Origin of the sequence: Arthrobacter ruber (genome assembly GCF_002954225.1) — a bacterium.
Classification (GTDB): domain Bacteria; phylum Actinomycetota; class Actinomycetes; order Actinomycetales; family Micrococcaceae; genus Arthrobacter_D; species Arthrobacter_D ruber.
Genome location: NZ_PPTH01000015.1, coordinates 102,905 through 129,506 on the forward strand (window position 1 = coordinate 102,905; position 26,602 = coordinate 129,506).

The 26,602-nt window shown below is 71.7% G+C and carries 17 protein-coding genes and 1 tRNA gene; 12 read left to right on the forward strand and 6 right to left on the reverse strand.

Going from position 1 to position 26,602, the window contains the following annotated elements; all coding sequences use genetic code 11:
- Positions 1 to 42: 42 nt before the first annotated feature.
- Positions 43 to 1,509, reverse strand: coding sequence for a dolichyl-phosphate-mannose--protein mannosyltransferase (locus CI785_RS07120; protein WP_240615085.1), 1,467 nt, complete (start codon positions 1,507 to 1,509; stop codon positions 43 to 45).
- Between the two features lie 561 nt (positions 1,510 to 2,070).
- Here CI785_RS07120 and rsmI point away from each other — a divergent pair.
- Positions 2,071 to 2,862: a 16S rRNA (cytidine(1402)-2'-O)-methyltransferase gene (rsmI, locus tag CI785_RS07125; RefSeq protein WP_105031647.1), complete on the forward strand. Its 792-nt coding sequence runs from the start codon at positions 2,071 to 2,073 to the stop codon at positions 2,860 to 2,862.
- A gap of 144 nt (positions 2,863 to 3,006) precedes the next feature.
- Complete coding sequence (locus CI785_RS07130) at positions 3,007 to 4,488, forward strand: NAD-dependent succinate-semialdehyde dehydrogenase (protein ID WP_105031386.1); 1,482 nt, start codon at positions 3,007 to 3,009, stop codon at positions 4,486 to 4,488.
- A gap of 99 nt (positions 4,489 to 4,587) precedes the next feature.
- Here CI785_RS07130 and CI785_RS07135 read toward each other — a convergent pair whose 3' ends face one another.
- Genes CI785_RS07135 through CI785_RS07145 form a run of 3 tightly spaced genes read right to left on the reverse strand, consistent with a single transcriptional unit; the run spans position 4,588 to position 9,564 of the window.
- The gene (locus CI785_RS07135; RefSeq protein WP_105031387.1) at positions 4,588 to 7,008 is read right to left on the reverse strand and encodes a transglutaminase TgpA family protein; all 2,421 of its coding nucleotides are present in this window, start codon (positions 7,006 to 7,008) and stop codon (positions 4,588 to 4,590) included.
- Positions 7,005 to 8,519: a DUF58 domain-containing protein gene (locus CI785_RS07140; protein ID WP_105031388.1), complete on the reverse strand. Its 1,515-nt coding sequence runs from the start codon at positions 8,517 to 8,519 to the stop codon at positions 7,005 to 7,007. Before CI785_RS07140 ends, CI785_RS07135 begins: the two co-directional genes overlap by 4 nt.
- A 19-nt stretch (positions 8,520 to 8,538) precedes the next feature.
- The gene (locus CI785_RS07145) at positions 8,539 to 9,564 is read right to left on the reverse strand and encodes an AAA family ATPase (protein WP_105031389.1); all 1,026 of its coding nucleotides are present in this window, start codon (positions 9,562 to 9,564) and stop codon (positions 8,539 to 8,541) included.
- Between the two features lie 181 nt (positions 9,565 to 9,745).
- On the opposite strand from CI785_RS07145, the gene CI785_RS07150 reads away from it, so the two are divergent.
- The 9 genes from CI785_RS07150 to CI785_RS07195 all read left to right on the forward strand — a co-directional run bounded on the left by CI785_RS07150 (position 9,746) and on the right by CI785_RS07195 (position 24,347).
- The gene (locus tag CI785_RS07150) at positions 9,746 to 10,762 is read left to right on the forward strand and encodes a TatD family hydrolase (protein ID WP_240615058.1); all 1,017 of its coding nucleotides are present in this window, start codon (positions 9,746 to 9,748) and stop codon (positions 10,760 to 10,762) included.
- Between the two features lie 336 nt (positions 10,763 to 11,098).
- Complete coding sequence (gene rsmA / locus CI785_RS07155) at positions 11,099 to 12,010, forward strand: 16S rRNA (adenine(1518)-N(6)/adenine(1519)-N(6))-dimethyltransferase RsmA (protein WP_105031391.1); 912 nt, start codon at positions 11,099 to 11,101, stop codon at positions 12,008 to 12,010.
- Positions 12,011 to 12,015: 5 nt separating this feature from the next.
- The gene (locus tag CI785_RS07160) at positions 12,016 to 12,987 is read left to right on the forward strand and encodes a 4-(cytidine 5'-diphospho)-2-C-methyl-D-erythritol kinase (RefSeq protein ID WP_105031392.1); all 972 of its coding nucleotides are present in this window, start codon (positions 12,016 to 12,018) and stop codon (positions 12,985 to 12,987) included.
- Between the two features lie 36 nt (positions 12,988 to 13,023).
- Positions 13,024 to 14,844: an ABC-F family ATP-binding cassette domain-containing protein gene (locus CI785_RS07165; protein ID WP_105031393.1), complete on the forward strand. Its 1,821-nt coding sequence runs from the start codon at positions 13,024 to 13,026 to the stop codon at positions 14,842 to 14,844.
- A gap of 234 nt (positions 14,845 to 15,078) precedes the next feature.
- Positions 15,079 to 17,148 (forward strand): Hsp70 family protein, encoded by a 2,070-nt coding sequence (locus CI785_RS07170; protein WP_105031394.1) that lies wholly within the window; start codon positions 15,079 to 15,081, stop codon positions 17,146 to 17,148.
- A 2-nt stretch (positions 17,149 to 17,150) separates the two neighbouring features.
- The gene (locus CI785_RS07175; RefSeq protein ID WP_105031395.1) at positions 17,151 to 19,262 is read left to right on the forward strand and encodes a helix-turn-helix transcriptional regulator; all 2,112 of its coding nucleotides are present in this window, start codon (positions 17,151 to 17,153) and stop codon (positions 19,260 to 19,262) included.
- A gap of 117 nt (positions 19,263 to 19,379) precedes the next feature.
- Positions 19,380 to 20,774, forward strand: a complete 1,395-nt coding sequence (locus tag CI785_RS07185) for an IniB N-terminal domain-containing protein (RefSeq protein WP_157940195.1) — start codon at positions 19,380 to 19,382, stop codon at positions 20,772 to 20,774.
- Positions 20,775 to 20,886: 112 nt separating this feature from the next.
- Positions 20,887 to 22,857, forward strand: a complete 1,971-nt coding sequence (locus CI785_RS07190) for a dynamin family protein (protein WP_105031398.1) — start codon at positions 20,887 to 20,889, stop codon at positions 22,855 to 22,857.
- Positions 22,854 to 24,347 carry a dynamin family protein gene (locus CI785_RS07195; RefSeq protein WP_105031399.1) on the forward strand — a complete coding sequence of 498 codons (1,494 nt, stop codon included), beginning with the start codon at positions 22,854 to 22,856 and terminating at the stop codon, positions 24,345 to 24,347. The genes CI785_RS07190 and CI785_RS07195 overlap by 4 nt, the downstream gene beginning before the upstream one ends.
- Before the next feature lie 199 nt (positions 24,348 to 24,546).
- On the opposite strand, the gene CI785_RS07200 is transcribed toward CI785_RS07195, so the two are convergent.
- Together CI785_RS07200 and CI785_RS07205 are read right to left on the reverse strand one after the other, a co-directional pair.
- Positions 24,547 to 25,032, reverse strand: coding sequence for a hypothetical protein (locus tag CI785_RS07200; RefSeq protein WP_105031400.1), 486 nt, complete (start codon positions 25,030 to 25,032; stop codon positions 24,547 to 24,549).
- Positions 25,033 to 25,322: 290 nt separating this feature from the next.
- The gene (locus CI785_RS07205) at positions 25,323 to 26,147 is read right to left on the reverse strand and encodes a DUF559 domain-containing protein (RefSeq protein WP_157940196.1); all 825 of its coding nucleotides are present in this window, start codon (positions 26,145 to 26,147) and stop codon (positions 25,323 to 25,325) included.
- Positions 26,148 to 26,507: 360 nt separating this feature from the next.
- On the opposite strand from CI785_RS07205, the gene CI785_RS07210 reads away from it, so the two are divergent.
- Positions 26,508 to 26,579: transfer RNA gene (locus CI785_RS07210), tRNA-Gln, on the forward strand.
- Positions 26,580 to 26,602: the final 23 nt, after the last annotated feature.

A 26,602-nucleotide genomic window follows, 5' to 3' on the forward strand; every position in this document is an offset into this window, starting at 1 on the left:
AGTGCTCGCTTTCGTTCCAGGGGGTTCGGGTGGGCCTCGGCCCTAGATCCAGCTCCGCAGCCACATGCGCATGCGCCACTGGTCGTAGGGGATGATCTCCGCCGTCCAGATGGGCAGGAAATAGGCGGACAGCGCCACGGCAGCGGCCAGGAAGACCCCCACCAGCACGATACCCCCTCTGCGGCGGGCGCTGTCCGCGCCCGGTCCGCCCAGCACGAGGCCGAGGCAGTAGACCAGGGCCAGGACGAGGAACGGTTCGAAGGCCACGGCGTAGAAGTAGAAGGTGGTGCGCTCCGGGTACAGGAACCATGGCAGGTAGCCTGCCGCGACGCCGGTCAGGATGGCGGCGGCGCGCCAGTCGCGGCGGCCGAGCCAGAAGAACACGAGCACGAGCAGGGACAGCGCCGCACTCCACCAGATGAGCGGATTACCGAGGACCGTCACGGCCTGTGAGCAGGTTTCGGCGTCGCAGCCGGCGGGCTTCTCGTAGAAGAACGACGTCGGCCGTCCCATGACGAGCCAGGACCAGGCGCTGGCCTCGTACGGATGGTCCGAGGACAGGCCCTGGTGGAAGCTGAACGCGCTCCGGTGGTACTCGGCGAGCGAGCGCAGCCCGTCCGGGAGCCATCCCCACTGCTCCGACGGGTTCCGCTCGGCCCACGTGCGGTCGTAGGCGTCCTCCGAGCGGAACCAGCCCGTCCACGTACCGAGGTAGGTCAGAGCGGCCACCGGGACGATGCACAGGAACGCCGGCAGCCCGTCCTTGAGGGCGCCCGCGAGGATCCAGCGGTGCACGCCGGCGATCCGGCGCGCGCTCATGTCCCAGGCGACCGTCAGGAGGCCGAAGGCGGCGATGAACGGAAGGGCGGACCACTTGGTGCCGACGGCGAGCCCGAGACAGATGCCGGCCACGAAACGCCAGGCGCGGAAGCCGAGGAAGGGCCCGTACGTCAGCCGCGCCGGTGGCGGGGGACCGCCGTCGTCCGCCCGGGCAGCGAGGCGCCGCGCCAGGCGCTGCCTGCCGTCGTCGCGGTCGAGGAGCAGTGCGGCGAACGCGGCGAGCAGCCAGAAGCTCAGGAAGATGTCCAGCAGCGACGTCCGCGATTCCACGAGGTGGTGGCCGTCGATGGCGAGGAGGAGCCCTGCGGCGGCGCCGAGCAGGGCCGAGCCGAACATGCGCTGGGCCACGAGGGCGAGCAGGAGGACCGAGAGGGTGCCGATGGCGGCCGCGGAGAAGCGCCAGCCGAAGGCGTTGTCGGAGCCGAAGAGGATCATGCCGAACGCGATCATCCATTTGCCGACCGGCGGATGCACCACGTAGTCCGGGGTGTCCAGCAGGACGTCGGGGTTGCCAGCATTGAAGGAGTCGTTGGCGTTCTCGGGCCATTCGCGCTCGTAGCCCGACTGCAGCAGGGAGTAGGCGTCCTTGACGTAGTAGGTCTCGTCGAAGACGAGCGACCCGGGCTCGCCGAGGCGTATGAACCGCAGGATCCCGCCGAGCACCGCCATGGCGAGCGGCAGGAGCCAGCGCAGCGGTCCGCCGGGGGCTGCGGCGCCGAGGAGGCGGGAGGTGAGGTCCGCCCGCGTGAAGGCCTGTGCTGGAGCGACGATCCAGGATCCGCGCGGCTGGGGACTGTCCCGTCGGGGCTGGACGGCGGTGTGGCTCACCCTGTCATGCTACCGGCGGTGCCCGGACCGGCCCGGGACCTCCGATGGCCGGTCGCTCGGGGTCCGCCGCAGGGCGACGGGGCGAGGCGGTGGACGCCCGGTGTGGGCGTCTCGCACCTGACGTCCCGGGCCGGCGGTCCACGGGGCGGCGGCTAGGCTGGTGCGGTGAACCAGCCACACGACGCCCCGGACACGCACGACGACGCCGTCGACGGCGAGGACGCGCTCGCGCACGACGCCGGGTACGAGGACGCGCAGGACCCGCAGGCTCCCGGGGAGACGTCCGACGACGGAGAGCCCGGCGGCCAGGAAGCCCGCAGCCTCCGCACCGCCTACCGCGGCACGGCGGGCGACGGCAGCGGCCGCGGGCGGATCGTCCTGGCCGCGACCCCGATCGGCAACATGGGTGACGCCACCGAACGCCTGATCGGCCTGCTCCACGCCGCGGACGTGGTCGCAGCCGAGGACACCCGCCGCCTGCACCGGCTCGTGCAGGCACTCGGCGTGACCGTGACCGGCCGGGTCATCAGCTACCACGAGCACAACGAGACCGAGCGCACGCCGGAGCTCCTCGAGTTGGTGCGTGGGGGAGCCACCCTCCTGATGGTGACGGACGCCGGCATGCCCTCGGTGTCGGATCCCGGCTACCGCCTCGTGGAAGCGGCCATCGCCGAGGGCCTCGACCTCACGGCGGTGCCCGGGGCGTCCGCCGTCCTCGCGGCGCTCGCCCTCTCCGGCCTGCCCACCGACCGTTTCTGCTTCGAGGGCTTCCTGCCCCGGAAGCCGGGCCTGCGGAGCGGACGCCTGGCCGACCTCGCGTCGGAGCGGCGCACGATGGTGTTCTTCGAGGCACCCCACCGGCTCGAGGCGATGCTGCGCTCCCTGCAGCAGGCCTTCGGCTCCGAGCGTCCCGCGGCCGTGGCGCGCGAGCTCACCAAGGTGCACGAGCAGGTGATCCGGGGCTCCCTCCTCGAGCTCCTCCAGTGGGCGCAGGCCGGCGAAGTCCGGGGCGAGATCGCCGTCGTCGTCGCCGGTGCGCCCGAGGCGGCGCCCTCCCGCCCCGAGGACCACGTCGGGAGCGTCAACGCGCTGATCGACGGCGGCATGCGGCTCAAGGACGCCGTCGCGGCCGTGTCGGCCGAGAGCCGGGTCAGCAAGCGGGAGTTGTACGCCGCGGTGATCGCTGCGCGCTGACCGCGGCGGGCCTGTGCATTCGTCCAACGCAAGCGCCTGCCGGGAGTGCAGGCCTCACTGGACACCCCTTCGCCGCCGGGTCTAGCGTGAGCGGGATGTCTCGGGACGCCCCCGAACCCCAGGATTCTCGCGAAGGAGCTCAGCATGGCCGTGACCGCCGACCAGGAGAAGGCAGTACTCGACAAGGTGCCCACGGGGCTCTTCATCGGCGGACAGTGGCGGGCATCGTCGTCCGGGGCCACGTTCGACGTCGAGGACCCCGCCACCGGCCGCACCCTGAGGACCCTCTCCGACGCCACGCCCGAGGACGGGATGGCAGCCCTGGATGCGGCGGTCGGAGCCCAGGCCGCATGGGCCCGGACCGCTCCTCGCGAGCGCGGCGAGATCCTGCGCAGGGCCTTCGACATGGTCACCGCACGCGCCGACGAGTTCGCCCTGCTGATGACCCTCGAGATGGGCAAGCCGCTGGCCGAGGCGCGCGGCGAGGTCACCTACGGCGCGGAGTTCCTGCGCTGGTTCTCGGAGGAGTCCGTCCGCGCCTCCGGCCGCTACTCCACGTCCCCCGACGGCAGGTCCCGGCTACTCGTGAGCAAGAAGCCCGTGGGGCCCTGCCTGCTCATCACGCCGTGGAACTTCCCGCTGGCCATGGCCACCCGCAAGATCGCCCCCGCGATCGCCGCGGGCTGCACCATGGTGCTCAAGCCCGCGAACCTCACGCCCATGACGTCCTCGCTGTTCGCGACCGTCCTGCAGGAGGCGGGCCTCCCCGACGGCGTCCTGAACATCGTCAACACGACGACGGCGGGCGACGTGACCGGGCCGCTCATCGAGGACCCGCGCCTGCGCAAGCTCTCCTTCACGGGATCCACGCCCGTGGGCCGGAGCCTGCTGGCCGCGGCGTCGAAGAACGTGCTGAGGACGTCCATGGAACTCGGCGGCAACGCGCCGTTCCTCGTGTTCGAGGACGCGGACCTCGACGCCGCCGTGGACGGCGCGATGCTCGCGAAGCTGCGCAACATGGGGGAGGCCTGCACCGCGGCCAACCGGTTCATCGTGCACGAATCCGTGGCGGACCGTTTCGCGGCGGCGTTCGCCGAGCGCATGGAGGGCATGACCCCGGCGCGCGGCACCGAGGATGCCTCCAAGCTCGGCCCGCTGATCGACCGGAAGAGCCGGGACAAGGTGCACGAGCTCGTCACCGCCGCCGTCGGCGACGGCGCCCAGAAGGTGACCGGCGGCGAGACCGTCACCGGGGACGGCTACTTCTACCAGGCCACCGTGCTGAAGGACGTCCCGCGGACCGCGCGCATCATGCAGGAGGAGATCTTCGGCCCCGTGGCGCCCATCATCACCTTCGCCACGGAGGACGAGGCGGTGGACCTCGCCAACGACACCGAGTACGGCCTGGTGGCCTACGTCTACACGCGCGACCTGAACCGCGGGCTGCGCATCGGCGAGCGGTTGGACACGGGCATGCTGGGCCTCAACGCCGGCGTCGTGTCGAATGCCGCGGCGCCCTTCGGCGGGGTGAAGCACTCCGGCCTCGGGCGCGAGGGCGGCGCCGAGGGCATCGAGGAGTACCTCTACACGCAGTACGTCGGGATCGCGGACCCCTACGCCTCCTAGCCACCGCGCCGGAGGCTCCCGGCGGAGGCGTCCGGTGACATCGAGAAGGCCGGTTCCCGTGCGGGAGCCGGCCTTCTCCGTGTGCTGACGCTGCCCCTGTCAGCGGCGGCTGCTGCGGAACCGGTTGAGGAGCGACTGCGGGAACAGGCGGGCCCTGATCCGCCGTGTCCAGGGGCTGCGGCTGCGCAGCGCCCGGGTGACGGCGTCGACGTCGTCCCAGCGCGGCGGTGCCACGGGCCGCGCGAGCGTCGCCACGGGCCGTGTCCCGTCGGCGGGCGGGCCGCCGACGGCCCGTGCGTCGTGGTCGGCGTACTCCTCGTACTCGTAGGCGGACCGCAGCCTTCCGAGGGAGAGGGCCGGCCCTCCCTCGAGGGCGGCCTCGCGCGTCAGGCGGCCGGCGAAGGTGCGCGGGGTGTCGGTGGGCTCGAGCGGGTAGCCGTAGTCGCCGGCCATCTCCGTCGTCTCCGCCCAGGCCGCGGTCGCGGCCCCGGGCGCGCCCGGTGACACCTCGCTGATGCCGACCGACCGGCGCCGGGAGCGCGTCCGCGAGGTCCGCATCAGGAGCGGCACGAGTGCCAGCAGCACGATCCCCCCGAGGGCGAGCACGCCCTCGGCGGGCCCGGCCTCGTCCTGGGGGCCGGTGCCCGCGGGATCGGCGGCGTCCTCCGATGCCTCCGACGTCGATCCTGCCTCGTCGCCCGCGTTTCTCGGCGCGCCGGGGTTCAGGGCATCGGTGTCGTCCGCTCGGGGACCCACGGGGCCGGTGGATTGCTGGGCGTAGTTCGGGACCACTCCGCGCGAGGGCGTCGGTTCGAACCGGACCCATCCCGCGCCCTCGAAGAACAGCTCGGGCCAGGCGTGGGCGTTGCGGGAGTCCACCACGAATTCGCGCAGCTCGGTCCCGTTCGGCCCCTCCTCGGTGTCGCCCGTGGGGCTGCCGGGCGTGTAGCCGATACCGACGCGGCTGGGGATGCCCGCTGCCCGCGCCATGACGGCCATGGTCCCTGCGTAGTGCACGCAGTAGCCGGACTTCGTCTCCAGGAACCGGGCCATGACATCCAGGCCGCTGCCGTCGTACCCGCCGTCCACCGGCGCCTCCACGGAGTAGGTGAAGTCGGCGTCGCGGAGGTAGCTCTGGATGGCGAGAGCCTTGTCGTAGGGGTTCACGAACTCGCCGGCCACCTCGTCGGTGGTGGTGCGGACGATCTCGGGGACGTCCTCGGGCAGCTCGGTGAAGACCTCCGGCACCTCCTCGTAGTCCGAGGGGCCGATGGCGCCGAGGCCCTCGCGCGTGAGCTGGGGCGCGGCGCTCTCCACCAGGTACGCCTGGCGCGCCGTGGACCCACCGTCCGTCGCGAGGACGGACAGGTTCGCGGGGTCCCAGGCCCAGTCGCCCAGCAGGTTCGAGATGGCCACCGGCGCGTAGGGTGCGAGCAGCCACGGGCTCGCGTAGCTCTGCGTCGTGACGCGGGTGAACACCGTGGTCGTGTCCGTCGGGTTCTCCGGCGCGCCGGCCTCCGCGCCGATCTCCGCCACGCCGTCCTCGCGCGCGTCGAGCCTCTGGTCCGGTTCCCAGCGCCGGCCGCTGAAGTCCTCGAGCGTGACCGCGCGCAGGTAGAGCGGCACGTCCGCATCGGTGGCGTAGGCGATGCGCCCGAAGCCGGTGGGGTTGCGGAGGTCGTTGCCGAGCGTCACCGCCGGATTCAGCCCCGTCGCGTTGCCCCACACGTTGAGCCGCGCGCCCTGGGGGAAGAGACCTGAGTTGAACCCGGGGACGAACATCGGCAGGATCACGGTCACCGCGAGTGCCGCGGAGCCGATGATCGCGCTGCGGGCTGCGAACCCCGAGGAGGCACGGGCCCCGCCGGAGGCGAGGCGGTTCTCGCGCCACTGCGCGGTCGCGAGGAGCAGCAGGAACGCGAGGGCCGTGACGATGAACGCGCCCATCCCCACGCCGTTGGGCTTCACCACGGCCGGGGTGATCAGGATGGTGACGAGCCCGAGGCCACTCGCGGCCGGCATGCGCATGGTGGTGGAGAGCATGTCCACGATGATGGCGACGAGCCCGAGAGCCGCGCACACGATCAGCATGATGCCGGCCGCCGGCAGCACGGGGGCCACCTGCGAGACGACCGTCTCCTCGGCCTGCGCGAGCAGTCGCCGGAGCTCGAGCGACGTGCCCGGTCCCGGAACCACGCCGAGGATGCTCTGCCGCCGGACGAACTGCGCGGTGAGGGTGCCGATCAGGACCACGAGACCCACGAGGGCCGACAGGGCGCCGTTCAGGCGCAGGGTGCGGGACAGTGCCATGGCCAGGAGCACCGGGACCAGTGTGAGGACGACCGGCATCAGCCAGGTCCACGGCTCGACGACGCCGTTGAGGCTGCTCGCCGCCGCGAGGACGGCGAGCAGGGAGGCCCCGGTGACGGCCCAGTGCCAGGGATCGCCGGAGGGGACGCGGCGCGGCGGGGGAGCGCCCGGCGCCGGGGCGGAGGAGGGACGGGAGAGGGTGGTGGTCATGCCGGTCCTCGGGTGGTGGGGCGCGAGCCGCGGACGGACCCGGTGGAGGGGGCGGGGGAGGACTTCCCGGCGGACGTCGTTCCGACGGCGCTCTCGAGTCCACCCCACACCGCGGTCAGGTGGGCCGAGGGCGAGGCCGCGGTGGCGTGCCACCCCGCCTCCCGCAGGATGGCGAGCTGCCGCTGCGCGTCGCCGGGCCGCTCGGTGGCGATGAGCGCGTACGAGGCGGACCCGTAGTCGGCGGCGGACGCGAGGGACCGCGCCTCCTCGCTGGTGATGGTCCCGAGGACGGCGATGAGCGGACCGCGGTGCCGGTTGCCGGCCAGCTTGTCCAGCAGGTCGTCGCCGAAGGCGGCGTGTGCCGTGTGCTGGGGTGTCTCCGCCGAGGGGCGGTGGAGGTTCCGCGCGGCGCTGCGCACCGCCTCGCCCGCCCGGAGCGCCGAGCTCCCGGCCCGTGCCTCGGAACCGGGCCGGCGGCCCCCCTCGGGACCGAGTTCGAGGGCGGCGAGGCCCTCGGCGATCCCCGCGACGGCGCCCTGGCCGTGGTGCTCCTCGTCGGTGGGGAACGGCGCGGACGGGGAGTGCAGCAGCGCCGGTGCGCCCTGGTGGTCGAGGAACCGCAGCGCGTAGTTGCGCTCGAGCAGGTGCGCGCTGATGGACATGACCGCGGTGACCGCCCACTCGAACGTCGGGGAGGTGGACAGCCCGTTGCCGCCGGGGTCTCCGGTGAAGGCCGCGGTGAATCCGCCGGTGAACGTGGAGTGCCGCTGGTCCATCAGCAGGGTGGCCTGCGGCGTGGTCACCGATTCCTCCTGGCGCACCATGAGTTCGCTGTGCCGGGCGGTCGCCGCCCAGTGGACGCGCCGCATCGAGTCCCCGTGCCGGTACTCGCGCGTCATGACGTCGTCGTCGCTCGGGTTCGCCTGGCGGCGCGTGGCGGCGAGGCCGTCGCTGCCCCGCGACCCGGAGAGCGGAGAGGCCAGCAGCTCGAGGGGTGCGGGCGTGACCACGAGATCGTCCACGCCGCCGAGGACGTGCCGTGACTTCCCGAGGCCGAACGGGTCGGTGAACTCGGCGGTGACGGGCCCGATCGCGTAGACGCCGCGCGAGGTGGACCGGAGGCGGTACTCGTACAGGGACACGCCCTCGCGCGTCGGGTTGCGCGACGGGTAGGTGAACTGCGGTGCCTGCCCGAAGCGCGCCGGCAGCTGTTCCTCCATCGCGATGCTCGCGCCGCCCGCCACGGTGGCCGTGAGGGAGAGCGTGACGGTGGTCGTGGAGCCGATCTCCATGGACTGCGGCTGGAACCGCCGGCTCACCGTGAACCGGGGCTTGACGAGCTTCAGGACGAGGACCGAGGCGACCGGCAGGACCGCGAGCAGGATCCCCACGTACAGCAGGTCGCGTCGCCCGAGGATCTGGGCGGCCAGCAGGGCGAGGACCGCGGTGAGGACGAAGCCCCACCCGCGTGCGGTCAGCACGCGCGAGGGGAGCCGGTCGAGGAGCGCCATCAGGCGTCCGCCCGGACGGTCATCGCCGCGGCGCCTCGCGGGCCACGGGGACGCGGGAGAGGATGTCGTGCACGATGCTCGACGCCGTCTCCCCGGCGCTGGTGGCCTTGCGGTCGAGCAGGAGCCGGTGTGCGAGCACGGCGTCGGCGATGGCGGCGACGTCGTCGGGCAGCACGAAGTCGCGCCCCTCGAGCGCGGCTCCCGCCTTCGCGGCCCGCAGGAGCTGCAGCAGGGACCGGGGGCTCGCACCGAGGCGCAGCCGCGGGTGCTGGCGCGTCGCCTGTCCCACCGCGACCGTGTAGTCCTTGACGGCCGGCGAGACGTAGACGTCGCGTACCTGGCGCATCATCGCGGCGATGTCGGCGACGCTCGCCACCGGGCGGATCCCCTCGAGCGGGGAGACAGACTGGTGCGTCTCGAGCATGTCCACCTCGGCGCGGGGGTCCGGGTAGCCCATGGAGATCCGGGCCATGAAGCGGTCGCGCTGGGCCTCGGGCAGCGGGTAGGTGCCCTCCATCTCGATGGGGTTCTGCGTCGCCACCACCATGAACGGGTCCCCGAGGGCATGCGTGGTGCCGTCCACGGTGACCTGGTGCTCCTCCATGCATTCGAGGAGGGAGGACTGCGTCTTGGCGGAGGCGCGGTTGATCTCGTCGCCGATGACGATGTTCGCGAACACCGGTCCGGGGCGGAACTCGAAGCGCCGCGTGTCCTGACTGAAGATGGAGACGCCCGTGACGTCCGAGGGGAGCAGGTCGGGGGTGAACTGGATGCGGTTCACGGTGCAGTCGATCGTCCGGGCGAGGGTCTTGGCGAGCAGCGTCTTGCCAACGCCGGGGACGTCCTCGAGGAGCAGGTGGCCCTGGGCCAGCAGGACGGTGAGGGCGAGGCGCGCGGCCTCGGGCTTGCCGTCGATAACGGTGTTGATGGAGCCGAGGATGCGGGTGCTGATGTCGTGGAAGGTGGCCCCGGAGACCTCCGGGCCGGCGGTCACCGCCAGTCCTGGATCCGCTGCGACCTCGGCGATGTTGTGCTGGACGTCCATGGGTACCTTCCATGCGTGCGGCTGCGGCGGCGACCGTCGGCCGGACGGCCGGGTGGTCGACACGCAGGGAACGGCCACGGCCGCTCCGGCACGGGGCAGGGCGGACTCGGCTGATTCAACAGATTACTAGCTCAACTTGCTCCCCGACAGATAAGTTCCGGGCCCTGACTACGCTTGCACCATGTGTAACAGTGCAGCCCCCGACCGGCATCCGTACGCTGCGGGCCAGACCCCGCAGGCCTATCGTGAGCCGGAGAACGCGGGCGATCCGGGCGATCCGGAGGCCATGCTCGCTCCGGCAGGACCGCAAGGCACCGCGGGCGGCACCGACGCCGCCGGGGCGGGCACGGACAGTGCCCGACGTCGGCGCAAGGGCGGTTACCCGCCGCTGCCGGAGCCGCTGCCCGTGCCCGTGGTCGACAACCACACGCACCTGGACTTCCGCGAGGGCCCCGCGGTGTCGATCGGGGATGCCCTGGACGCCGCGGAGGCAGCCGGGGTGCGGGGCGTGGTGCAGGTGGGGACCGACCTCGCGTCCTCGCGCTTCACCGCCGCCGTCGTCGAGCAGGATCCCCGCATCCTGGGGGCCGTCGCGCTCCACCCCAATGACGCCCCGCTGCTCGCCGAGGCGGGGACGCTCGAGGACGCGCTCGCGGAGATCGAGCAGCTGGCCGCCGGGCCGCGCATCCGTGCCCTGGGGGAGACGGGGCTGGACTACTTCCGCACCGGCGACGGGGGCCGGGGGAGTCAGCTCATGTCCTTCCGCCGCCACATCGACATCGCGAAGCGGCTGGGCAAGGCCCTGCAGATCCACGACCGGGACGCGCACGACGACGTGGTGGCCACGCTCCTCGCCGACGGCGCCCCGGAGCGGGTGGTGCTGCACTGCTTCTCGGGCGACGCCGGCCTGGCGCGGATCTGCAACGAGCAGGGCTGGTACATGTCCTTCGCCGGGACGGTGACGTTCCGCAACGCCGGGAACCTGCGGGAGGCGCTGCTCGTCGCGGATCCGGCGCTCGTGCTCACCGAGACGGACGCACCGTTCCTCACCCCGCACCCCTACCGCGGCCGGCCCAACGCCGCCTATATGGTCCCGTACACGGTGCGCGCCATGGCGGACATCCTCGGGACCGACCTCGACTCCCTCTGCGCGCAAGTGACGTCGAACACAGAGGCCGTGTACGGATCATGGGACTGACCGGGGGGACAGGTAGCATTCCCGCGCCGTCCGAGTACCGGCCGGCTCCACTCGCGTAGGGAGCACTCGTGCCCGCCGCCGCGGGGCATCCGTACTGTTCATCGAGGAGTAGAACTGCCGGCCGGACATCGCGCCGTGGCCGGCGGTCCTCCCGGTGCCGGTCCTTCTCGTGAGACCGGAAGACGGCACCGTAGCCGGCGGCTTTCTTTCCCAGCAGGGAAGCCGCCCCTGAGTGGGTCGGCGGCGCCGGGAGTCCTCCTGAGACCAGGGCTCCCACGAGGCGTCGCCGACTCCAGGGCCGCCTGAGGGCCGCACCATCACCGATACCATGGCAGGGTGACTACGCCCCCTGCCGCCGGAACGCCGGCCCCCCTCCTCGGCGCAGCCGACATCCGACGCCTGGCAGCCGACGTGGACATCCGCCCCACCAAGACCCTCGGCCAGAACTTCGTCATTGACGGCAACACCATCCGCAGGATCGTCACGGCCGCCAACCTCGGCGCGGACGAGACCGTCCTCGAGGTGGGGCCGGGTCTCGGGTCCCTGACGCTCGGCCTGCTCGACGCCGCGGAGCGCGTGGTCGCGGTGGAGATCGATCCGGTCCTGGCCGGGAAGCTGCCGGGTACCGTGGCCCGGTGGCGCCCGGACCGCGCAGCCGCCCTCGACGTCGTCCTCGAGGACGCCCTGCGCGTGACGGCCCTGCCGCACCCGCCCACCGCGCTCGTGGCCAACCTGCCCTACAACGTGGCCGTCCCTGTGGTGCTGAACCTCCTCGAGCGCTTCCCGTCGCTGCGGCACGGCCTCGTGATGGTGCAGGACGAGGTGGCGGACCGGCTCGCGGCCCCGCCGGGGTCCAAGACGTACGGGGTGCCGTCCGTGAAGGCGGCCTGGTACTCGAGCATGACCAAGGCCGGGGTGGTGGGCATGAACGTGTTCTGGCCGGCCCCGAAGATCGCCTCGGGCCTCGTCCGCTTCGAGCGCCGCGAACCCCCGGTGACGAGCGCTACCCGCGAGCAGGTCTTCGCCGTCATCGACGCGGCCTTCGCCCAGCGCCGGAAGACGCTGCGGGCCGCGCTCGCGGGCTGGGCGGGCAGTCCCGTGCTCGCGGAGCAGGCACTGCGCGCCGCCGGGGTGGACCCCTCGGCCCGTGGCGAGGTACTCGACATCACGGCCTTCGCACGCATCGCCGAGGCCCGGCAGGAAGCCCCGTCCGGCTCCGGTGCGAACCCCGCCGGTGGGCTAGGTTGATGGGTATGGTCTCCGGCAGAACAGTCGACTTGCGGGCGGGCACGCGCTCCGTCCGTGTCCGGGCGCCCGGGAAGATCAACGTCTCCCTCAAGGTGGGACCCCCGCGGGAGGACGGCTACCACGGGATCGCCAGTGTGTTCCTCGCCGTGTCCCTCTACGAGGAGGTCACCGCCACCGAGGCCCCCGGGGATGCCATCAGCGTGACCGTCAACGGCCAGGGCACGCTCAACATGCCGCACAGCTCCATCCCGCTGGACCGCACCAACCTCGCGGTCCGGGCCGCCGAACTCCTCGCGGAGGTCAGCCCCGGCCGCACCGGCGTGCACCTCGACATCACCAAGCGGGTCCCGATCTCCGGCGGCATGGGCGGGGGATCGGCGGATGCCGCGGCGGCGCTGCTGGCCTGCGACGCCCTGTGGGGCAGCGGGTTCTCCCGGGACGAGCTGGCGAAGATCGCCGTGGACCTCGGCGCGGACGTGCCGTTCGCCCTGGTGGGTGGCACCGCCGTCGGCCTCGGGGTGGGGGACCAGCTCACCCCGGCCATCTCCAAGACACCGCTGCACTGGGTGCTCGTCACCTCCGACTACGGCCTGTCCACGCCCGAGGTCTACCGCCGGCTCGACGACATCCGCCTGCGCGACGGCGTGGAGCCGGACCCGCAGCCGGAGATCGACCCGGCCATCCTCGGGGCCATGCGCGCCGGCGACGCGCTCGGCCTGGCGCCCCTGCTGCACAACGACCTGCAGCAGGCCTCGCTCGAACTCGCCCCGGCGCTGGGCGATATCCTTGCTACGGGCAAGGCCGCAGGGGCGCTGGCCGGCATCGTGTCCGGATCCGGTCCCACCGTCGCCTTCCTCACGCAGAACGCGGGCCACGCGGCCGAGCTCGAGTCCCTTCTCGGCCTCGAGGGGCTGCAGGCGACCTCCGTCCGCGGCCCGGCCCACGGTGCCCGCATCGCCACCGACTTCGCGGGCTGACCGCGCCCGATCGCTCCAACCGAAAGCAGCATCCCCTTGGCACACCTCCTCGGCGCGGAAAACGTCAGCGTCGCCTTCGTCACCCGCACCATCCTCGACAACGTCTCCCTCGGCCTCGAGGACGGCGACCGCATCGGCATGGTGGGCCGCAACGGTGACGGCAAGTCCACCCTCATGCGCCTGCTCGCGCAGCGCAGCACCCCCGACTCGGGGCGCGTGACCAAGCGGCGCGACGTCTCCGTGGGCTACCTCGACCAGTCCGACGTGCTCGACGGCGACCTCGAGGTGGGCCGCGCGATCGTGGGCGACCAGGCCGACCACGAGTGGGCATCGAACCCGAAGATCCGCGACGTCATGGGCGGGCTCGTCTCCGAGGTGGACTGGCACGCCCGCGTGTCCTCCCTCTCCGGCGGGCAGAAGCGGCGCGTGGCCCTGGCCAAGCTGCTCATCGGCGACGACGACGTCATCATGCTCGACGAGCCCACGAACCACCTCGACGTCGAGGGCGTCGCCTGGCTGGCACGCCACCTCCAGCAGCGCTGGCGCGCGACCGAGGGCGGCCTGCTCGTGGTCACCCACGACCGCTGGTTCCTCGACGAGGTCTGCAACCACACGTGGGAGGTCCACGACGCCATGGTGGACGACTTCGACGGCGGATACGCCGCCTACGTCCTCGCGCGCGCCGAGCGGGACCGCATGAACGCCGTCGTCGAGTCCAAGCGCGTTCAGCTCGTCAAGAAGGAACTCGCCTGGCTGCGGCGCGGCGCCCCGGCCCGCACCGCGAAGCCGAAGTTCCGCATCGAGGCCGCGAACGAGCTCATCAGCGACGTGCCGGAACCGCGCGACTCCCTCGCGCTCAGCAAGATGGCCATGTCGCGGCTCGGCAAGGACGTCCTGGACCTCGAGGACGTCAGCCTGAGCATCGACGACGGCGACGGCCCCGACCGGAAGCTGTTCGACAAGGTCACGCTGCGGCTCGCCCCCGGCCAGCGCCTGGGGCTCGTGGGCGTCAACGGCTCGGGCAAGACCACGCTGCTGCGCCTGCTCAACGGGGAGATCACGGCGAGCGCCGGAAAGGTCAAGAAGGGCAAGACGGTCCAGACCGCGGTGCTGTCCCAGGAGGTCCGCGAGCTCGACGACGTCTCGGACCGCCGCGTCATCGAGGTCATCGAGGCGGAGAAGCGCGTCTTCGCCGTCGGCGGCAAGGAGGTCTCGGCGAGCCAGCTCGTGGAGCAGCTCGGCTTCACCAACGAGAAGCAGTGGACGCGCGTCAGCGAGCTCTCCGGCGGTGAGCGGCGCCGCCTGCAGCTGCTCCGCCTGCTGGTCGGCGAACCGAACGTCCTGATGCTCGACGAGCCCACCAATGACCTCGACACCGACACGCTCTCCGCGATCGAGGACGTCCTCGACGGGTGGCCCGGGACCCTCGTGGTGGTCTCCCACGACCGCTACCTGCTCGAGCGCGTGACCGACAGCCAGATGGCGCTGCTCGGCGACGGCAGGCTCCGGGACCTGCCCGGCGGAGTGGACCAGTACCTCGAGCTGCGCCGTGCCGCCGGCCCCCTCACCGCCACCGGCAGCGCGGCCTCGCCCGCCGTCAGCGGCGGATCCTCGGGGACGTCGTCGGAGGCGGATCTCCGCCAGGCCCGCAAGGACCTCGCCAGGGTCGAACGGCAGATCAGCAAGGTGGACGGGCAGAAGGCCAGGGTGCAGGAGCAGATGAACGACGCCGGCGCCCGGCAGGACGCCGACTTCGGGCACATCGCGGAGCTGAACACCCGGCTGCAGGAGCTGCAGGCGGAGATCGAGGACCTCGAGATGCAGTGGATGGACGCCGCGGAGGTCCTCGGGGAGTAGCGCCCGGCCCTCCGTCCCGCACCCCTGCCGGGACCCTCTCGCCCCGGGCCGGTCCGGGCGCAAGCACCCTCGTTCTCCCTACGCGGGACGTCGGCGCAGGGGCAAGTAGTCCTCCGCCAAAGACAGGTAGGCGGTGCACGTAATCACTGTCGTAATTCGGGCAGACGCGCGGTTAGCTGAAAGCCGAATGGTCAAGGATGACACGCAGTATTACGAGCATTACGTGGGGAACCTATGAGCTATGGTCTCAGCATCGATGTAGGAACCAGTTTCACGGCGGCCGCCGTCCTGCCGGCAGGCGGCTCCGGGGCGGAGCCGCGCGTCCTCCCGCTGGGCAGTCGTGGGGCCTCCGTCCCCACCGTCGTCTTCCTGGCCCAGGACGGCACCCGGCTCGTCGGCGAGGTCGCCGAACGCCGGGGGCTCGCCGAGCCCGGGCGCGTGGCCAGGGAGTTCAAGCGCCGCATGGGCGACTCCGTGCCCCTGGTCCTGGGGGAGTCCGCCGTCCTGCCCGAGGAGCTCTTCGTCGTCGTCGTCGCCTGGGTGGTGGGCGTGGCCACCGAGCGCGAGGGCGAGCCACCGGCGTCGATCACGCTGACGCACCCCGCGGGATGGGGCGAGCACCGGACGTCGCTGCTGCGGCAGGCGCTCGCGGAGGCGGGGTTCCACGACGTCGTCCTCATGACCGAACCCGAGGCCGCCGCCCTGTCCTACGCATCGCGGGAACGGGTGGTCGCCGGCAGTACGCTCGCCGTCTACGATCTCGGCGGCGGGACCTTCGACGCCACCGTGGTCCGGAAGACCGGCGCCGACACGTTCACCATCCTCGGCACGCCCCAGGGCATCGAGCGCCTGGGCGGGGCGGACTTCGACCAGGAGGTCTTCGCCCGTGTCCTCGAGGACTCCGAGGCCGCTCCGGCGGACCTCGAACAGTCCTCTCCCGAGGTCCTGGCCGCACTGACGCGGCTGCGCCGGGAATGCGCGGAAGCCAAGGAGGCTCTCTCCTCGGACTCGGAGGCGACGGTCTCCGTCATGGTCCCCGGGTCCCACACGCAGGTGCGGCTGGTGCGGTCCGAGTTCGAGCTGATGGTCGAGCCCGCGCTGCGGGAGACCGTGGACACCCTGCGGGCCGCCCTCGACAGCGCCGATGTCCGTCCCGAGGATCTCTCCGCGATCCTGCTGGTCGGCGGGTCCTCGCGTATCCCGCTGGTGGCGCAGCTGCTGTCCGCGCAGTTCAACCGGCCGCTGGCCATCGATCTGGACCCGAAGGCCTCCGTCGCCCTCGGCGCCGCGTTCGCCACGGTTGCCCTCGAAGCTGCCCGGGACGCCGACGGTGCTGCGGATCAGCAGGAGACTGCGGAGCCGGCCGCGGCGACGGTGCCCGGCCCGCTCCGCTCCGGGGTCAACGCGGCAGGGTTCGCGATCCCCTCCCGCAAGGGCGCGGCCGAACCCCACCACGGGCCGGCGAGCATGGCGTCCAACAAGCGGCTGGGCGTGCGCGTGGCCGCGGTCGCCGCCGCGGTGGCCCTGCTGGGGGTCGCCACGGCGACGGCGACGGGTAATGTACCCAGCTCGCTGACAACCTTCGGCGCACGGGCGGAAGCCGCGCAACCGACAAGTCCAACAGTGACGGGGAAGCCCTCCGGTGCGCCGAGTCCGGCCCCGGGGCCTGGAGTGGGGCCCCTGCGGGATGCCGGTGCCGCCGGTGAGCCCGGTGGGGCGCCCACTTTGATGGACAAGGTCCTCGGCGCCGGACAGGGATCCGCCTCCGCGTCGCCGAGCGCAGCAGGAACTCCGTCGCGTTCGGCCGAGGCCACTAAGCGGCCCTCGGCCAAGGCGTCCGACGATGCCGGCGAGGACGCGGTGACGCCGGAGGCGACGTCGGGCAGCACCGTGCCGGGAAGCGCTGCGCCCGCGCCGTCCCCGTCCGCCGTCCCGCAGTCCGGGGCCACCGCGGATCCCGGGGCGAGCCCGGTGCAACCGACACCCCCCGTCCCGTTCCCGTCGGCCGACCCCTCGCCTACGCCCACCGATCCTCCGACCGTGCCGGTCCCGCCGACAACCCCGCCCGTCGTGGACCCGACGCCTACGCCGACCACGCCGGGGCCGTCCCCGGACCCGACCGTCGACCCCACCACTCCGGCACCGAGCGATCCGGCACCGACCGACCCGCCCGCCGATCCACCGGCTGATCCGCCGGCCGATCCGCCCACGGAGCCCGCGTCCGAGCCGACGACCGCTCCCGCCGACCCGGCACCCACCGACCCGCCGGCTGCCGCCACCGAACCTGCAACGGCGGTGGGCTGAGCATGGCGGCTCACTTCCTGGAGACAGGAGTGCGCCCGGGGCGCGGGAACCACGCGCCGGAGATGGACGCGGCGACGTACGAGGTGGTCCTCGCCCTGTGCGTCGGGTTCTCGATCCCGGGACTCCTCCCGCCACTGCTGCACAGCACCGGTGAAGCACCCGAGCAGATCCTGGCCCGCGCCAGGACCGCCGGCCTGGTGGAAGCCGACGGGCGGCCCTCCGCGCAGCTGCGGGCCGCCCTGCTGGACGACGCCGAGATCTACCAGGTGCGGCGGTTGCGGCGCGCCCTGGTGGACCTGTACTGCGCGGAGGGCCTTCCCCTCGGCCGGCTCGCCCGTCAGCTCGCCGCGGACGGATTCGTGGATACGCGGTTGGCCGCCGTCCTCGACGAGGAGGGCACGGCCCTGCTCGGAACCGATCCCGGTGGCGCACGGGAACTGCTGGACCTCGCCGTGGCTGCCGGCGCCGACGCGCTGCGCACCGCGCCCCGGCAGGCCGAAGCGGCCCTGGGCGTCGGCGACCTCGACGGCGCCTCCCGGATCCTGGAGACCTACTTCGAGCGCCACTCCGCCGATCCCGGGACCGTGCTCCCGGACACCGGACGGGCCGTCCGGGTGTCCTGCGCACTGTGGGCACACCGGGGGATGATGTCGCGCGCCGCGGACGTCCAGCGCTGGGCGGCGACGCTCGGCCCGCAGGGGCTCGAACCCCTCGGCGCACTGGCGCTGCTGGCGGCGGGCGATGCCGCCGGAGCGCGTTCGCTCCTCGAGGGCCGGTCCCGGGTCCCGAGCCCGTCGCTGCAGGACGTCTCGAACACGCTGATGGTCGAGGGGGCCCTGCTGTCGCTCGGCTCCGACCCCTCCAGTGCCCTGCCGAAGCTGATCCGCGCATCCGACACCCTCGATTCGACAGGGCGGATCTCCCCGGCGCCGGAGCTCCCCGCGGGTCTCGCGGCGATCGTCGGGCTCCTGGCCGGCAACCCGCAGACATCACTGTCCCTGATTCAGGCGGCACTGGCGAGCGGTCAGGGAGGAGAGGGGATGCGGCCCCACCTGTACCTGCTGGGTGGATGGGCGGCCATGCTCCTCGACCAGCCCGCCACGGCGCGCAGCTTCGTCACCGAGACGGGGCGGACCGGCATGCGGCTTGCTCCACGGGACGAGCTGCTCCTGCAGACACTGGAGGTGGGACTGGCACGCCGCGCCGGTGACGCCCCGGCGCTGGTGCGGGCCTGGGAGAGGGCCCACGCCGCCCTGCTGCATGTGTCGGTGGATCTGCTGACCGTCCTCCCGCTCACCGAACTCGTGATCGCGGCTGCACGCCTCCGGGACGCCCCGGCCCTCAAGCCGCACCTCGAGGAGGCATGGCACCTCCTGGAGGATCTCGGGCACCCGCCGCTGTGGTCCGTCCCCCTGCACTGGTCGGCCGCGCAGGCCGCCCTCCTGCTCGAGCGCCCGGACGACCTGGGTCCGCACGCCGCGGCCCTGGTCCGGCAGGCGGCCGGGTATCCGCTCGCCGCCACCTTCGCAGTGGCGGGCAAGGCGTGGGTCTCGGTCCTGGCAGGGCACTTCGAGCCCGATGCCATCGAGGGGGCGGCACGGGGGCTCGCCGCCGGAGGTTTCCCGTGGGAAGGCGCTCGACTGGCCGGCCACGCATCGGCCCGGGCCGCGGACCGGAAGGACATGACCCGGCTGCTGTCGCTGGCCCGTGACCTGCGGCCTGCCCGCGAGCGGCCGGTCCGGCCCGACGCACGGCCCCTCCGTGACGTGCCCGCGAAGCAGCCGGACACCGGCCTCCGTCCGGTCGGTCCGCAGGCCCGGGCGGTCCGTACCGGCGCTGTGCCGAGGGCCGCCGGGTTGGCGCTGAGCGGGCGCGAGCGGGAGATCGCCTCGCTGGTGCTGCTCGGCCGGACCTACCGGGAGATCAGCGAGGAGATCTTCATCTCGCCGCGCACCGTGGAGCACCACGTGGCGCGCATCCGGCGACGCCTCGGGGCGTCGTCGCGTTCCGAGCTGCTGGAGCGGCTGCGCCTCGCCCTCGAACCGGTGGCCGGCAGCACCGCGTCCGCAGGGTCCCCCGTCCAAACCCCTAACGGGAACAGGTGGACCCCCTAACGATCGATCGGGGTTAGGGGTGCAACTACCGATGCCGGGCCTTCCCCTCCGCTCCTACGTTTGAAACAAGCCAGGCAGTGACGCCGGCGAATCACACCAACGATAAAGGAATATCCCATGGCAACTCTTGCTTCAGATCTCCTCGACTTCCTGATGAACCTGTTCAACGACCAGGAGGCGGCGAGCGAGTTCATCAGCGACCCGGAGACCGCCCTGGCCAACGCCGGCCTCGGCGGCGTGTGCATGGACGACGTCGACGCCGTCATGCCCGTGGTCCTCGATTACGCACCGGTCAGCTTCGGTGGCGGCAACAGCAGCTCGTTCGACCGCAACTACGACACGGGCCGCAACTCCTCCGGCGATGTGGCACCGGGTGGCGGTGGCGGCGGCGCCGCGGTGACTCCGCCCCCCAGTGGCGGCAACGGCGGCGGTAACGGTGGCAATGGGGGCAACGGGGGCAATGGCGGCAATGGCGGTAACGGTGGCGACGGCGGTCCCAGCACCGGCGGCGGTGGCGGTGCCAGCACCGGTGGGGACGACACGGATCACGGCAATGCGGTCCAGCAGCTCATGCACGTCGTCAACAACTACTCCTACACCTCGTCCGTGGACGACCGCGACACCATCACCGACCAGTCGGTGAACCAGAACATCTGGGCCAATGGTGACGTCAGCCAGATGTTCGACAACGACGCCTTCGTCGCCTCGGGCAACGGTGCGGTCGCAGCGAACGGGGACGCCCGGGTGGACAACTCGGTGGACAACTCCGACGACCACTCGGTGGACAACTCCACCAACGTCAACGCGGGCGGATCGGCGACGGTCGGGATCGGCAACGTCGAGGACTCGTACAACGACAATTCGGACAACTCGGACAATTCCGACAACTCCGACAACTCGGACAACTCGGTGAACACGGACATCGATGTCGACATCGAGGACTCGCTGAACGACAACTCGGACAACTCCGTCGAGGACTCCTACAACGACAACTCCGACAACTCGGACAACTCGGACAACTCGGTGGACACGGACACCGACATCGACGTCGAGATCGAGGACTCCCTGAACACCGACAACTCCGACAACTCCGACAATTCGGACAATTCGGACAACTCGGTCAACACGGACAACTCCATCGATGCGGACGTCGAGGTGGAGGACTCCTTCAACACCGACAACTCCATCGATGCCGATGTCGAGATCGAGGATTCCTTCAACGACAACTCCGACAACTCGACCACCACGGACAACTCGATCGACGCGGACGTCGAGGTGGAGGACTCGTTCAACGACAACTCGACCACCACCGACGTGTACGTCGAGGACTCGTTCACCTCGGACAGCTCGACCACCACGGATGTCGCGGTGGACGTCGCGGACTCGTTCAACGACACGGCGGTCCTGACGGACAACTCCCAGAGCGCGTACACCGAGATCGACGACTCGGCGTTCTTCGTGGACAACGAGGTCGACATCGATGCGGAGCTCACCGTCGAGGACGGCGCGTAGCCGGCACCGCTCGTAGAACTGAAGTAACTGCAGCACCGGGAAGGCCCAGCGGGAGTACGCTCCCGTTGGGCCTTCCCTACGGTCTCATTCGAAGCGCATCGAGGAGTTTTCCATGGATGATCTCGTTCCACTGGTGAAGAGCGGCCTGGGTCTGGTGGGCGAGGGGGACCGCTCCGATCTCCGCCAGCGGCTGGAGCAGACCCTGGCCCGCCTGGCGAACCCCGATGTACGGGTGATTGTGGTGGGCGAGTTCAAGCAGGGCAAGAGCAAGCTCATCAACGCGCTGGTCAATGCGCCGGTGTGCCCGGTCGACGACGACATCGCCACCTCGGTGCCCACAGTGGTCCGCTTCGGTGACCCGGCGTCAGCGGCAGTGCTGGTCCCGCGGACCGCCGACAGCCCCGCAGCCGACGGCTCCGCGTTCGAGCGGCGCCCCGTGGCACTGCAGGACGTGGCGTCGTTCGTCTCGGAGCGGGGGAACCCCTCGAACCAGCAGGGCCTCGCGTCCGCCGAGGTGCTCCTGCCCCGCCGGGTCCTGGCCGACGGCCTCGCGGTCATCGATTCCCCAGGTGTCGGCGGGCTCGAATCGGCCCACGCACTCACCACCCTGACCGCCCTGCCGACCGCCGACGCCATGATCCTCGTGTCCGACGCCTCCCAGGAGTACACCGAACCCGAGCTGCGGTTCCTCAAGCAGGCGCAGCGGATCGTCCCCAACGTCGGGTGCGTGCTGTCCAAGACGGACCTCTACCCGCAGTGGCGCACGGTCGCCGACCTCGACGCCGCGCACCTCGCTTCCGCCGGCGTCGGGACCATCCCGCTCATCCCGGTGTCCTCGGACCTCCGCCTCGTCGCCGCGCAGACCAACGACGCCGAGCTGAACCGGGAGTCCGGCTTCCCGGAGCTCGTCGCGTACCTCCGCACCGACGTCGTCGGCAAGGCGCAGGGCCTGCGCCGGCGGTCCGTGGCCTCGGACCTGCTGTCCGTCACCGAGCACCTGCGCCTGTCCGTGATCTCCGAGCTCTCGGCGCTCCAGAATCCCGAGGGGGTCCCGGTACTCCTGGCCGAGCTCGAGGAGGCGAAGGAGAAGGCCGACCAGCAGCGCAAACGCTCGTCGCGCTGGCAGACCACGCTCAACGATGGCGCGTCGGACCTCATCGCAGACATGGAGCACGATCTGCGCGACAGGCTCCGGTCCATCCAGCGCGAGGCGGAGATCGCCATCGACGCCGGCGATCCCGGGCCCATCTGGGACCAGTTCGCGGAGTGGCTGGAGCAGCGGGTGGCCTCGGCGGTCTCGGACACGTTCGTCTGGACGAGCGAGCGCTCGCAGTGGCTCGCCGAGCAGGTGGCCGAGCTGTTCGCCCTCGACGAGGTTCCCCTGCCCGTGCTGGAGGTCTCCAGCACCGACGGCGTCCTGGCGCCCGTCGAGGAGATCCCGTTCCTCGATCCGGGGAAGGTCAGCCCGGCGGGGAAGGTGCTGATCGGCATGCGCGGTTCCTACGGCGGTGTGCTGATGTTCGGCCTGCTCACCGGGATCATCGGCATGTCTCTCATCAACCCGCTCTCGGTGGGCGCCGGGCTGCTGCTGGGACGGAAGGCGTACCGCGAGGACAAGGAAGCGCGGCTCAAGCGACGCCAGAACGACGCCAAGAACCTCGTCCGGCGGCAGATGGACGACGTCGTCTTCCAGGTGGGCAAGCAGCTCAAGGACCGGCTGCGCCTGGTCCAGCGCGAGATCCGCGACCACTTCGGGGACATCGCGGAGGAACACCACCGCTCACTCGCCGACTCGGTGACCGCCGCCCAGCGCTCGGCGTCGACCTACAAGCAGCAGCGGGACGGGCGCGTCACCGAGCTAAAGGCCCAGCTGGCCAGGATCGACCAGGTGAACGCGCAGGCCAAGCGGCTCCTGCCCAGGGTCGCGGGGGCCACAGCCCAGGACGGCGGGGTCCAGGTGTCCGAGGTCAAGGGTGGATCACAGGGGCCCGCTGTCCAGGGGGCAGGAACCGGCACGCCCGACGCCGCGGCTCCCGCGGCCGGTGGCAGTCCGCGTCACGCGAAGGCGGCGGCGGGCGCGTGACGGACACCAGCACGGTCGAGGGCCTCCTCCGCGAGGCCCTCGAGGTGTACGACGACGAGTCCGCGGTGTGCGCCGACCTCGAGACCTACGCCCGAAGACTGAGGGAACCGTTGCGGGTGGCGGTCGCGGGCATGGTCAAGGCGGGCAAGTCCACCCTGCTCAACGCGATCATCGGCGAGGAGATCGCGCCCACCGGCACGGGGGAGTGCACCCGCATCATCACCTGGTACCGGTACGCCCCGACGCCCAGGATCACCGTGCATCCCCTGGAGGGTGAGTCGCGACTGCTTCCGCTCACCCGGGAGCAGGGGCGGCTCGTGCTCGACCTCGGAGGACAGCCGGCCCACGAGGTGGAGCGGATCGTGGTCGAGTGGCCCGCGCAGAACCTGCGCGCCATGACGCTCATCGACACCCCGGGCATCGCCTCCCTCTCCGAGGAGGTGTCCGAGCGCAGCACGCAGTTCCTCACCCCTGAGGACACCCCGTCCGAGGCCGACGCCGTCATCTACCTCATGCGTCACCTCCACGGCTCCGACGTGAAGTTCCTCGAAGCCTTCCGCGACACGAGTGCCGCGAGCTCGGGGACGGTCAACGCGCTGGCGGTGCTGTCGAGGGCGGACGAGGTCGGCGCAGGGCGTATCGATTCGCTGATCTCGGCCTCACGCATCGCCGACCGCTACCGGGCCGATCCGTCGCTGCGGTCCCTCGTGCTGGACGTCCTGCCGATCGCGGGCCTGCTGGCCCAGAGCTCCCGGACCCTGCGGCAGGCGGAGTACGAGGCCTTCGTGGCCCTGGCCGCGCTCGAACGGACGGAGCGGGAACGCATGCTGCTGTCCGCCGACCGGTTCGCCACCGGCTGCACAGCCCTGGGCCTGCCAGCGGAGGATGGGCGGCAGCTGCTCGAGCGTTTCGGACTGTTCGGGGTCCGGCTGGGCGCCGCCCTGGTGCGGGGTGGGGCGGGCAATGCCACGGCGCTGGCGCACGACCTCGCACGGCGCAGCGGGCTCGACCTCCTGCTGGCCCTCGTCACGAAGCAGTTCGACGCACGGTCCGCCACGCTGAGGACCAGGACGGCGCTCACCGGCCTGGAGGCGCTGGTGCGTAGCCACCCGAGGCCCGAGGCTGCCGGGCTCCTGGCAGGCATCGAGCGGGTCCGGGCGAATGCGCACGAGATCGACGAACTGCGCCTGCTGTCGGCGTTGCGCTCGGGCCAGGTGCCCCTGCCGTCGTCGGCCGCGCACGACGCCGAGCGCCTCGTGGGCGGGTCGGGGGTCGCCCCGGCGGAACGACTGGCCCTTCCGGCGGATAGCGGGCCCGACGACGTGCGTGCGGCGGCGCTCGCGGAGCTCCAGCGGTGGCGCGTGCTCACCGAGAACCCGCTCCTGGACAGGGGCGCCCTGGAGGCCTGCCACGTCGTGACGCGGTCCTGCGAGGAACTCGTGGCGCGGGCGGGCGCTGCCGGGCAGGGTCGCGAGCTGGCGACCCACTGACCGACGTCGGGTTCGGCCGGCTCGAGCTGCGCTCGTCAGGTCGTGCCCGGACCGGATGCCGGGCGGGCGCCCCGCGCGTGCAGGGTGCGCCGACCGGCGGTCAATGCATCAGATTGAGGTGTCCTGAACCAGCGCGAGACCGGCCGTGGGGCCACTGCACCAGGTGGTGTCGCCCGGACCGGTGCGAGGCCGGTCGGGGTCACTGGACCAGGTGGGGTCCCTTGAACCAGCGCGAGACCGGCGGCAGCAGCGTCAGCACCAGCGCGAGGAATGCCAGGGCGAGCTGCAGGACGGCCAGCTGAGGCACGGACTGGAATCCGCCGGCGTCGGTCTCTAGGAACGCCTGGACGAGGAGCACGGCGCCGGCGTCGAGGACGAGGACCGTCGCGAGGGTCCAGCGGATCCAGCCACGTCCACGGAGCAGCGGCGGGACGAGCAGCGCCGTGATCAGCAGCACCGCGGCGAACACCCCGAGGGTTCCCCAGAAGGCGATCAGGGCTACCTGCTCGGCGTCCTCCACGGCTGCCTGGCTGTCGATGGTCAACGCGGTGTCCTGCAGGTCCGTCAGGAGGTTCTCCCGGTCGAGGACGGCCAGGACGATCGCCGCCACACCGGCCAACACTCCGAGCAGCCACAGACCGCCGGCTATCCGGAGCAGTCGGGGCGGCTCCTGCTTCACCATCATGGGAGGCGGAACCGCGTTGGACATCTCTGGCCGGGGAGGACGCATGGTCGCTAATCTAGCCCTGCCGTGCGCGGCTCACAACGCTTCCATGGCAAGACCGCTGGATCGATGCGCCCGCCGGCCGGGCGCCGAGGGAGACACGACGCGGGCATCGTGCTTCCTTTCTCAGGCTGTCGGGGGCCTGCAGCATCCGTCGTTCCAGGTTGTGGGCACAGCCACCAGCGTCCGCGGGTGGACCACGGGTCCGTTCCGCCAACGACGGCCCATAAGTCAGGAACGATGGAGGGTCGTCATCGGACCCGAGGACCGGCGAGGACCTTCAGCACCAGGGCAAGAAGCTCCTGGGGATAGAACATGACGTCCTCGTAGGTGAAGCGGAGGACGGTGTACCCCGAGGCGACGGCCGCGTTGTTCCTCAGCCTGTCGCGCCGCAACGATTGCCGGTCGGAGTGGTAGGCCGCACCGTCGATCTCGACCACCAGGAAGCCCTCGACGAGGAAGTCCACTCGGCCGACCCCTGGGATCTGCACCTGTGGGCGGACCTGGAGGCCCGCGCCCCGGAGGAGCAACCGTGCGACGACCTCGATCGCCGAATCCGCCGAGCACTCGACCTTCGCCAACGCGGCGCGTGCCTTCCCATTCCGGCGACCCCGTAGCCGCGCCTCGAGGACACCGCTGTCCAGGCGCCCGAGCCTCAGAGCACACTCGACCATGGCGACCGACTCCTCCTCGGGCCGGCACTGAAGCACGTGCACCAGCACATCGGCGAGCCCGACCACCGGAAGACGCTCATGCGCGGCCACTGACCGGGACCAATGGTTCACGCAGTCGGCGGCAGTCCTCTCCAGCCGACTCAGGTGCACCTCCGCCGGCTCGCGGACCCGCCACAGTCCGTAGTAGGTCGCAGCCGAGATGCAGGTGAGCCGGGCGTGCTCACGGACGGCTGTGACCAATTCGGGTGGGGTGTCCGGCAGTGCCAGCACTCCTCGGCGGATGCGCAGGGCGCGGCCGTCGTCCACCCCACGATTGATCTCCCATTGGGTGACCCCTCGTGAGCGCAGGACGTGGGTGGGTGCCGCCCCTCCGAGAAATGCCAGCGTTGTTTCCAGCGTCATCCCCGCAGTAGATGCCGGTTCGGTCAGAGGTGGGGCCCAGCAGCGCCGCATGTGAACACGCGGGGCCGAGCAGGGACTGGGCATCGGTGCCCGGTCCAGCAGCCACCGTCGTTCCATGTTTTCGATCACCTGAGTGCGTGGCACACCGGAAACGAGCGGGACGCCCGGCCGGTCCGGCGCAAAAAGAAGGAACGACGGCGGGTGGTGGCGGGGCGACGGCGGCAGGGTGCAGGCGAGTGGCGGCAAGCCGGCGGCGAGGGGGTCGGCGGCGAGGGGCGGCCGGGTCGCCCCCTCCTTCCCGGCATGGCAAACTAGTACACCGTGCGTACATGCTCCGCCGGCGGCTGGGCGTGCTCGCGGTCCGCCCTGGTGTAACGGCAGCACCCCAGCCTTTGGAGCTGTGGAGTATAGGTTCGAATCCTATGGGCGGAACAGGGACAGTCCTCGGCCGATCG

Excerpts from the sequence above, each read along its gene's own strand:
- CI785_RS07120 (WP_240615085.1), bottom strand. The coding sequence starts at position 1,509 with ATGGCGGTGCTCGGCGGGATCCTGCGGTTCATACGCCTCGGCGAGCCC.
- rsmI (WP_105031647.1), top strand. The coding sequence starts at position 2,071 with ATGGGTGACGCCACCGAACGCCTGATCGGCCTGCTCCACGCCGCGGAC.
- CI785_RS07130 (WP_105031386.1), top strand. The coding sequence starts at position 3,007 with ATGGCCGTGACCGCCGACCAGGAGAAGGCAGTACTCGACAAGGTGCCC.
- CI785_RS07135 (WP_105031387.1), bottom strand. The coding sequence starts at position 7,008 with ATGACCACCACCCTCTCCCGTCCCTCCTCCGCCCCGGCGCCGGGCGCT.
- CI785_RS07140 (WP_105031388.1), bottom strand. The coding sequence starts at position 8,519 with ATGGCGCTCCTCGACCGGCTCCCCTCGCGCGTGCTGACCGCACGCGGG.
- CI785_RS07145 (WP_105031389.1), bottom strand. The coding sequence starts at position 9,564 with ATGGACGTCCAGCACAACATCGCCGAGGTCGCAGCGGATCCAGGACTG.
- CI785_RS07150 (WP_240615058.1), top strand. The coding sequence starts at position 9,746 with ATGTGTAACAGTGCAGCCCCCGACCGGCATCCGTACGCTGCGGGCCAG.
- CI785_RS07160 (WP_105031392.1), top strand. The coding sequence starts at position 12,016 with ATGGTCTCCGGCAGAACAGTCGACTTGCGGGCGGGCACGCGCTCCGTC.
- CI785_RS07170 (WP_105031394.1), top strand. The coding sequence starts at position 15,079 with ATGAGCTATGGTCTCAGCATCGATGTAGGAACCAGTTTCACGGCGGCC.
- CI785_RS07175 (WP_105031395.1), top strand. The coding sequence starts at position 17,151 with ATGGCGGCTCACTTCCTGGAGACAGGAGTGCGCCCGGGGCGCGGGAAC.
- CI785_RS07185 (WP_157940195.1), top strand. The coding sequence starts at position 19,380 with ATGGCAACTCTTGCTTCAGATCTCCTCGACTTCCTGATGAACCTGTTC.
- CI785_RS07190 (WP_105031398.1), top strand. The coding sequence starts at position 20,887 with ATGGATGATCTCGTTCCACTGGTGAAGAGCGGCCTGGGTCTGGTGGGC.
- CI785_RS07200 (WP_105031400.1), bottom strand. The coding sequence starts at position 25,032 with ATGATGGTGAAGCAGGAGCCGCCCCGACTGCTCCGGATAGCCGGCGGT.
- CI785_RS07205 (WP_157940196.1), bottom strand. The coding sequence starts at position 26,147 with ATGACGCTGGAAACAACGCTGGCATTTCTCGGAGGGGCGGCACCCACC.